Below are 8,754 nucleotides of genomic sequence, written 5' to 3' on the forward strand. Positions count from 1 at the left end.
TTCAATATGAAAAAACTATTTTATTTATTAAGCTTTACGTTAATTTTTATAGGTTGCAATTCAAAAACCAGTGAAAAAGAAGTATTAAAAACGCGAGAACCAAATTCTTTTGCAATTGTAATTCACGGTGGCGCTGGTGGAATTAAACGCGAATATTTTACTGAAGAACAACAAGAAGCCTATAAATTAAAACTACAAGAAGCTTTAAATGCTGGTTATGCAGTTTTAGAAAATGGAGGCGAATCTTTAGATGCCGTACAAGCTGCTATAAATATTATGGAAGATTCACCTTTATTTAATGCCGGAAAAGGTGCTGTTTACAACAGTGAAGGAAACCAAGAAATGGATGCTGCTATTATGGATGGAAAAACACTAAATGCTGGTGCAATTGCCGGTGTAAATCATATAAAAAACCCAATTTTAGCAGCCAGAATGGTTATGGACAGTTCGTCTCATGTATTACTTTCTGGAAAAGGTGCAGAAATTTTAGCAGCTAAATTTGGTATAGAAATGGTTGATAGCACGTATTTTTTTACTGAAAAAAGAATGAATCAACTAAAAGAATTGCAAGGAAAAGAAAAGACAAAACTAGATCATACTGCTTTTTTAATTAAAAATGAATTGATTGATGATCATAAATACGGAACGGTTGGAGCAGTTGCCATTGATAAAAATGGAAATATTGCTGCAGGAACTTCAACTGGAGGAATGACCAATAAAAAATATGGCAGAATTGGTGATGTGCCAATTATTGGTGCAGGAACTTATGCAAATAATGAAACTTGTGGAATTTCCGCTACCGGAACAGGTGAATATTTTATTAGAACTGTTGCAGCACATGAAGTATCTAGTTTAATAAAACACAAAGGTTTATCGCCTTCGGAAGCACTTTATGAAGTGCTTTTTAAACAAATTGGTCCTTTAGGTGGTGAAGGTGGAATGATTTTGTTAGATAAATATGGTGATGTTTATTGGGATTTTAATTCTACCGGAATGTTTAGAGGTTTTAAAAAATCGAATGGCGAAACTAAAATTGAAATGTTTGAAAAAACCAACTAACTAATAGTTTTTAAAAACTTTTAAAGTATCATTTAAAATTATCTCTGTTTTAAATGGTACTTTTTTTATTTCTGGAGCTTTTAAACCATTTTTAAATTCAATATCACCAACAAAAACAAAAGCTTCATCCCATAAATTAGCATCAATAAAACTTTGTAAAGTATGCTTTCCTCCTTCTATAATTACCGATTGAATTTGGTGCCTGTATAAAACATCACAAATTTGCTCAGGAACATTTTTACTAAAATCTATGTTTTCAAAAATTACATTTTCATACAAATCCATAATTTGTTCTACTTCTGAAAAAACAATAGTTTTAATTCCATCTGAAAACAACTTGTAGTTTACTGGTATTTTAAAAACTCTATCAATAACTAATCGTATTGGATTTTCTCCACTCCAACTTTGTACCGTTAAACTTGGATTATCATTTAAAGCTGTGTTTGTACCAACTAAAATTGCCTGCTCTTCAGCTCGCATTTTATGTACTAATTGCTTAGAATACTCATTTGAAATCCAATTTGGAGATTTTTCTGAGTTTTCAAGTCTTATTCTATCAATAAAACCATCATTGGTTTCCGCCCACTTTAATATTATAAATGGTCTTTTATATTTATGATAAGTAAAAAAACGTTTATTTAAGTTATAACATTCCTTTTCTAAAATGCCAACAATAACATTGCAGCCATTTTCCATTAAATGCTTTACTCCTTTACCGCTAACTTTGCTATTACTATCAATTATACCAATTACTACTTTTTTAATACCGCTTTCTACAATTAAATTAGCACAAGGCGGTGTTTTTCCATAATGTGAACAAGGTTCTAAACTAACATAAATAGTTGCCTTTTTTAAAAGCTTTTTATCTTTTACAGAATTTATAGCATGCACCTCTGCATGAGGCTCTCCAGCCTTTTGATGCCAACCTTCTCCAATTATTTCATCATTTAAAACTATAACACTTCCAACCATTGGATTTGGATACGTTTTTCCAAGTCCATTTTTTGCCAATTGAATGCAGCGATTTATATATTTTTCGTGTATCTTCACGCTGTAAAAATAGTACATAAAAATGACTCTGAACAACTTTACAATAAGAGAAATTCAACCAGAAGATAATACAAAAATAGCAGCAACAATTAGAAAGGTTTTAATTGAATTTGGTGTGCCAAAAGTTGGAACCGCTTATGCCGATAAAATTTTAGATACATTGTTTGAAACGTATAATACTAACAAAGCTATTTATTACGTTATTGAAAAAAATGGCGAAATTTATGGTGGCGCCGGAATTAAACAACTAGACAATTACAGTGGCAACGTGTGCGAATTACAAAAAATGTATTTTTTACCAGAAGCTAGAGGAATTGGACTGGGAAGTAAAATGATAAATACCTGCCTAATAAAAGCTAAAGAATTTGGTTTTGAACACTGTTATTTAGAAACTTTGCCATATATGCAAGACGCACGTAAACTATATGCAAAAGCTGGCTTTAAAAATTTAGATGCTCCAATGGGAGATACTGGCCATTATTCTTGTAATTTATGGATGCTTAAAGATTTATAATGAAACTATTACAATTTAAACACTTCTTTTTTAACGAATTATCAGGACTTTATCCTGAAACCGAAATTCAATCTTTTTATCATTTATTAACAAAATTTAGATTGAAATTAAGCAGAATTGAAGTAGCTCTTCAACCTGAATACATTATTATTGAAAATGATTTAAACTTTCTTCAAAATGCAGTATCCGATTTAAAAAAACATATTCCAGTACAATATATTACTGAAGAAACTGAATTTTACGGATTAAAATTTAAAGTAAATAAAAGTGTTTTAATTCCGCGTCCTGAAACCGAAGAATTGGTAAATTGGATTGTAAATGATTATAAAAATGCAACCGAAATTAAAATATTAGATTTTGGAACTGGAAGTGGCTGTATTGCAATTTCCTTAGCTAAATTTTTTCCAAAAGCGACAATTTACGCAGTTGATGTATCAAAAAAAGCATTAGAAATAGCTAAAGAAAATGCAGCAAAAAACAATGTAAACATTAATTTTGTAGAGGCTAATATTTTAAACATAAATGTTTTAGAAGAAAAATACGACATAATTGTAAGTAATCCTCCTTATGTTAGAGAATTAGAAAAAGAATTAATGCAAAAAAATGTGCTAGAAAACGAGCCTCATTTAGCTTTGTTTGTTAAAAATGATAATCCATTAATTTTTTATGATAAAATTGCAGATTTAGCCCTAAACCATTTAACTAAAAATGGCACTTTATATTTTGAAATAAATCAATATTTAGGGAATGATATGACTACCTTATTAACATCAAAAGGGTTTAAAAACTGTGTTTTAAAAAAAGATTTTTACGATGTTGACAGAATGCTTAAAGCAACAATCAGTTAATTTAAAATTAACCTTTCAAAACTATCAAAAATCAAACTTTTTAACATTACATCTTTCTAACTTTTAAACTATATTTGCCCCATGCGAATAGATATAATAACCGTTTCACCTGAACTCATTAAAAGTCCGTTTGAATATTCAATTATAAAACGTGCCATTGATAAAAAGTTAGTTGAAGTCCATTTTCACGATTTAAGAACTTATGCTTTAAATGATTACGGTAAAATTGACGATTATCAGTTTGGTGGTGGTGCAGGAATGGTTTTAATGATAGAACCTATAGATAAATGCATCTCTCAACTAAAAGCTGAAAGAACATACGATGAAGTTATTTATATGACTCCAGATGCGCCAACATTAAATCAGCAAATGGCAAATACGCTTTCTTTAAATGAAAATATTATTATTTTATGTGGACATTATAAAGGTGTAGATCAGCGTGTACGAGATTTATTTATTACCAAAGAAATTTCTATTGGCGATTATGTTTTAAGTGGCGGAGAATTAGGGGCTGCAGTTTTATGCGACACTATAATACGTTTAATTCCAGGCGTTTTAGGCGATGAAACTTCTGCTTTAACAGATAGTTTTCAAGATAATTTATTATCACCACCCGTTTACACAAGACCATCTGAATATCAAGGACTTAAAGTGCCTGAAATACTATTATCAGGAAACTTTCCAAAAATAGATGATTGGAGAAATGAACAATCTTTTGAAAGAACAAAAAAAATACGTCCAGATTTGTTGGAAGACTAATCTTTTTTATTAAATTTGCACACTCAAAATTAACCTCTGACGAAAATCGTGAATGTTGGTTGTTGAAAAACTTTTATAAAAATATAGAAATGGAAAATTTAGTAAAGTTTGTACAAGACGAATTTGTAACTAAAAAAGAAATGCCTCAATTTCAATCTGGAGATACAATTACTGTATACTATGAAATTAAAGAAGGTGAAAAAACACGTACTCAGTTTTTTAAAGGTACTGTAATTCAAAGAAGAGGAACAGGAGCTTCAGAAACATTCACAATCAGAAAAATGTCTGGAACTGTTGGTGTTGAACGTATTTTCCCAATAAACTTACCGGCAATTCAAAAAATTGAAGTTAACAAACAAGGTAGAGTTCGTAGAGCACGTATTTTCTACTTTAGAGAATTAACTGGTAAAAAAGCTAGAATTCAAGAAAGAAGACGTTAGTCTTATTTTCATTAAAAATTACAAAGCCTGTTTTGAATATTCAAAACAGGCTTTTTGTTATTAACAATTGTTAATAACCTTAGTTTATATCGTGTTGAAAATTAACCAATTATAAATTTGGAATTTTCCTTTTTACACACTTATTTTACATAAGATTTAACAATGCAATGTTAAATGAAACTAATAAAAGGTAACTTTTAAAGTTCAAATAACATTTGTTAAATTAAATGTTCTTGAACATCGTTTTTAAAACCAACTTAAGGGTAATGTGCCTAGTATTTAGCATGAATAAAAGGTTACACGGTTTTAAAAACAAATTTTTAAAATAATATTTTAAAATAAGTAATTTAATATTACAACAAAATTTTAGATATTATTTTAAAAGGAAAAACTAGTTTAATAAGAGGTTGATTTGTAAAAATTAACAAGAAGAGGAAAAATAGTAATTGTGTTATGCTTTTAACGAAAAATAACAACAGCAATTAAAATTAGATTACCAAAAACTTATTAAAAAAAGTAATCCAGCAAAAAGCCATAATACTGAGAAATCACTATTATGGCTTTTGTTTTTTCAATTTTATTAGAATCTTAATTTTACCTATTCTTTTTTGTTTTATTTTCAATTTAAACTCTATATTTATAACGTTTTCGCTAGCTATTTTTCTATATTTATTTTCTATATTTGCTGTGCTTAAACCTTAATTTATAAAGCAATCCTATAATTATAATTATAGCTGTAAAACATATTAAAACTATGAATAAAAAAAATCAAATTGTTTACACTAAAACAGATGAAGCTCCGGCTTTAGCTACATATTCTTTTTTACCAATTGTTGAAGCTTTCACCAAACCTTCTGGAATTGAAGTTGTTGCAAAAGATATTTCTTTAGCTGGAAGAATTTTAGCGTTGTTTCCAGATTATTTAACTAAAGAACAACAAGTTCCAGACACCTTAACTGAACTTGGTGAATTAGCTACAAAACCCGAAGCAAACATAATTAAATTACCAAATATATCTGCATCCGTTCCTCAATTAAAAGAAGCTATTTTGGAACTTCAATCATTAGGATACAAAATTCCAAATTACCCAAGCCACCCAGAAACAGCAGAACAAAAAGATATTCAAGCTAGATATAACAAAGTAAAAGGTTCTGCGGTAAACCCAGTTTTAAGAGAGGGGAATTCTGACAGAAGAGCTCCAAAATCTGTTAAAAATTATGCCAAAAAAAACCCACATTCTATGGGTGAGTGGTCTGCCAATTCTAAAACACACGTTGCAACTATGAAAAGTGGCGATTTTTTCTCAAATGAAAAATCTGTTACTGTTGCAAATCCAACAGATGTAAAAATAGAATTTATAAATTCAAAAGGAGTTAGTACAGTATTAAAAGAGAAAACCCCTTTATTAGCAGGAGAAATTATAGATGCTACTTTAATGAGTAAAAAAGCATTGTTACGTTTTTTAGAAGCTGAAATTAACGATGCTAAAGAAAAAAACATATTGTTTTCATTACATATGAAAGCTACTATGATGAAAGTTTCTGATCCAATTATTTTTGGCCATGCAGTTACCATTTTCTTTAAAGATGTTTTTGAAAAATACGGAACTGAATTAAAAGAATTAAATGTAAACGTAAACAACGGTTTTGGAGATTTAATTACCAAAATTCAAACATTACCAAAAAATAAAAAAGAAGCTATTGAAGCAACTATTTTAGAATGTTTTAAAAATGGTCCTGCTGTAGCAATGGTTAATTCAGATAAAGGAATTACCAATTTACATGTTCCAAGTGATGTTATTATTGATGCTTCTATGCCTGCAATGATTCGTACTTCTGGTCAAATGTGGAATGCAGAAGGAAAACTACAAGATACAAAAGCTGTAATTCCAGATAGTAGTTATGCAGGAATTTACGAAGCAACTATAGATTTTTGCAAGCAAAATGGCGCTTTTGACCCAACAACCATGGGAACAGTTCCTAATGTAGGTTTAATGGCTCAAAAAGCAGAAGAATACGGTTCTCACGATAAAACTTTTGAAATTCACGACGATGGAATTGTACGTGTTACAGACGATTCTGGAAAAATAGTACTACAACACAACGTTGAAAATGGAGATATTTGGAGAATGTGTCAGGTTAAAGATGCACCAATTCAAGATTGGGTTAAACTTGCTGTTCATAGAGCAAAAGCATCACATACACCTGCCATTTTTTGGTTAGATAAAAATAGAGCACATGATGCTGAAATTATTAAAAAAGTAAATCAATATTTACCAAATTATGATACCAATGGTGTAGATATTGAAATTATGGCTCCAAAAGAAGCAACATTATTTACACTTAAAAGAATAAAAGAAGGATTAGACACAATATCCGTTACTGGTAATGTGTTACGTGACTTTTTAACAGATTTATTCCCTATTTTAGAATTAGGAACAAGTGCTAAAATGCTTTCAATTGTTCCTTTAATGAACGGTGGAGGATTATTTGAAACTGGTGCAGGAGGCTCTGCTCCAAAACACGTAGAACAATTTACAAAGGAAGGGCATTTACGTTGGGATTCCTTAGGCGAATTTTTAGCATTAGCTGCTTCATTAGAACATTTAGGAGAAACATTTAATAACCCTAAAGCGTTAATTCTGGCTGAAACTTTAGATGATGCTACTGATAAATTTTTAGACAAAGATAAATCTCCTTCCCGTAAAGTTGGCGAATTAGATAACAGAGGAAGTCATTATTATTTAGCAATGTATTGGGCACAAGCTCTTTCTGAACAAAGTAACGATGTTGAATTAAAAAATAAATTTAACATTATTGCTAAGAAATTGAAATCTAACGAAACTGCAATTATTAATGAGTTAAACAATGCACAAGGTAAACCAGTAGATATTGGCGGTTATTATAAACCAAACAATACACTTACAACCAATGCAATGCGACCTAGCAAAACTTTAAATACAATTATAGAAAGTATTATTTAAAAGAATCCTATTAAAATCAAAAAAAGCGAGAACATATTCTCGCTTTTTTTTTACTAACCAAACTTTTTCTTTTTCAATAATTTTAAACTAACAGTTATGGGGACTACTAGTCTTTAACTTTAGTTATTTAATTCTTACAATTATAGGACACCCTATTTTTAAAAATGTCACAAAAAATAAAAATTAAATTTCAAAAACAATAAAAACCACTATAAATCGCTGTTATATTGTTAGTTATAATAATAAATTTATTTAATTATTCTTGAAATTACATTATTTATTACTTCAATTATAAACACCAAACAATTTTACATTTTTTTCAAGTCATTCAAAAAGAATTCTGTAATAAGAACATTTCTTTTAGTATTTTTGAAACATGAATTTTACAAAAACTACAGAACAGGCATCAAAATACAATCATTTAGAAAAAATGAATGTAAAGGAAGTATTAGTCTCAATAAACAATGAAGATAAAACGGTTCCTTATGCTATTGAAAAAGTTATTCCTTCCATAGAAAATTTAGTTATAAAAATAACTGAACGTATGAAAAATGGTGGTCGTTTATTTTATATTGGAGCAGGAACAAGTGGTAGACTTGGAATTGTAGACGCATCAGAATGTCCGCCTACTTTTGGGGTTCCTCATTCCATGGTAATTGGCATTATTGCTGGAGGAGATACAGCTATTAGAAAAGCTGTAGAATTTGCTGAAGATTCAACCACACAATGTTGGGATGATTTACAAGAATATGCTATTAATAAAAATGATTCTGTTATTGGAATTGCTGCTTCTGGAACTACGCCTTATGTAATAAGTGGCTTACAAAAATGTAACGAAAATGGCATATTAACAGGCTGTATTACCTGTAACGAAAATAGTCCTTTATCTAATGTCTCTCAATTTCCTATTGAAGTTGTTGTAGGGCCCGAATTTGTAACAGGAAGCTCAAGAATGAAAGCTGGAACTGCTCAAAAATTAGTTCTGAATATGATTTCTACTTGTGTAATGATTCAATTAGGAAAAGTGAAAGGAAATAAAATGGTTGAAATGCAACTATCTAACAATAAACTAGTTGACAGAGGTACTAAAATGCTAATGGA

General features: G+C 29.6%; 8 protein-coding genes. 7 read left to right on the forward strand and 1 reads right to left on the reverse strand.

Annotated elements, in window-relative coordinates:
* Window positions 1-6 precede the first annotated feature (6 nt).
* The gene (locus ABY298_RS04685) at window positions 7-1,059 is read left to right on the forward strand and encodes an isoaspartyl peptidase/L-asparaginase family protein (RefSeq protein WP_372744850.1); all 1,053 of its coding nucleotides are present in this window, start codon (window positions 7-9) and stop codon (window positions 1,057-1,059) included.
* On the opposite strand, the gene ribD is transcribed toward ABY298_RS04685, so the two are convergent.
* Window positions 1,060-2,109: a bifunctional diaminohydroxyphosphoribosylaminopyrimidine deaminase/5-amino-6-(5-phosphoribosylamino)uracil reductase RibD gene (ribD, locus tag ABY298_RS04690; protein WP_372744851.1), complete on the reverse strand. Its 1,050-nt coding sequence runs from the start codon at window positions 2,107-2,109 to the stop codon at window positions 1,060-1,062. It abuts the gene before it with no gap.
* A gap of 22 nt (window positions 2,110-2,131) precedes the next feature.
* Between ribD and ABY298_RS04695 the strand changes: the two genes are divergently transcribed.
* The 6 genes from ABY298_RS04695 to murQ form a co-directional block, all read left to right on the forward strand.
* Entirely contained in the window at window positions 2,132-2,623 is a 492-nt protein-coding gene (locus tag ABY298_RS04695) for a GNAT family N-acetyltransferase (RefSeq protein ID WP_372744852.1), read from the forward strand.
* Entirely contained in the window at window positions 2,623-3,471 is an 849-nt protein-coding gene (gene prmC / locus ABY298_RS04700; protein ID WP_372744853.1) for a peptide chain release factor N(5)-glutamine methyltransferase, read from the forward strand. The genes ABY298_RS04695 and prmC overlap by 1 nt, the downstream gene beginning before the upstream one ends.
* An 81-nt stretch (window positions 3,472-3,552) precedes the next feature.
* Window positions 3,553-4,230 carry a tRNA (guanosine(37)-N1)-methyltransferase TrmD gene (gene trmD / locus ABY298_RS04705; protein ID WP_372744854.1) on the forward strand — a complete coding sequence of 226 codons (678 nt, stop codon included), beginning with the start codon at window positions 3,553-3,555 and terminating at the stop codon, window positions 4,228-4,230.
* A gap of 89 nt (window positions 4,231-4,319) precedes the next feature.
* Window positions 4,320-4,670 (forward strand): 50S ribosomal protein L19, encoded by a 351-nt coding sequence (gene rplS, locus ABY298_RS04710; RefSeq protein ID WP_372744855.1) that lies wholly within the window; start codon window positions 4,320-4,322, stop codon window positions 4,668-4,670.
* 754 nt (window positions 4,671-5,424) lie between these two features.
* On the forward strand, window positions 5,425-7,653 hold the full coding sequence (locus ABY298_RS04715) for an NADP-dependent isocitrate dehydrogenase (RefSeq protein ID WP_372744856.1): 2,229 nt from the start codon (window positions 5,425-5,427) through the stop codon (window positions 7,651-7,653).
* Window positions 7,654-8,029: 376 nt separating this feature from the next.
* Window positions 8,030-8,754, forward strand: a 725-nt coding sequence (gene murQ / locus ABY298_RS04720) for an N-acetylmuramic acid 6-phosphate etherase (RefSeq protein ID WP_372744857.1), incomplete at its 3' end; no start/stop codon positions are given.

The sequence above is a fragment of the Lutibacter sp. genome (genome assembly GCF_041596795.1).
Taxonomy (GTDB): Bacteria; Bacteroidota; Bacteroidia; order Flavobacteriales; family Flavobacteriaceae; genus Lutibacter.